This window comes from Neisseria sp. P0021.S006, from assembly GCF_051956895.1.
Genome location: NZ_JBQCWZ010001184.1, coordinates 1 through 466 on the forward strand (window position 1 = coordinate 1; position 466 = coordinate 466).

The following is a 466-nucleotide window of genomic DNA, read 5'->3' on the forward strand; positions in this document are numbered from 1 at the left end:
GACGTGATGGCTGAATTTTACGTCCGCGTTAAACCCAGCGCCGAGAGCATTGCGACCGCCGCACAAACGCTGGGTATGAAAACCATGTCTCCCGATGAGCTGAAAGACCTAGTCGAAGGTAAATTCGTTGATGCCCTGCGCGCCGTTGCCGCCGAAATGGCCATGGAAGAACTGCATGAAAAACGTGTTGATTTCGTTCAGAAAGTACAGCAAGTCGTGAGCGAAGATTTGTTTAAAAACGGTCTCGAACTCGAAACCGTTTCCCTGACCGGCCTCGACCAAACCAGCTTTGAGTTCTTCAACCCGCAAAACGCCTTTGACGCGGAAGGTTTGACCAAACTGACCGAAACCATCGAAGGCCGCCGCAAAAAACGTAACGAAATCGAACAAGACACCGACTTGGCAATCAAAACCAAAAACCTCGAAGCCGAGCAGCAACGCCTGAAAATCTCGCGCGAAGAAGAAT

The 466-nt window shown here is 50.6% G+C and carries 1 protein-coding gene; it reads left to right on the top strand.

Going from position 1 to position 466, the window contains the following annotated elements; genetic code table 11:
• The coding region (locus ACTHUM_RS19375) for an SPFH domain-containing protein (RefSeq protein WP_440403924.1) at positions 1-466 on the top strand (466 nt) is incomplete at both ends.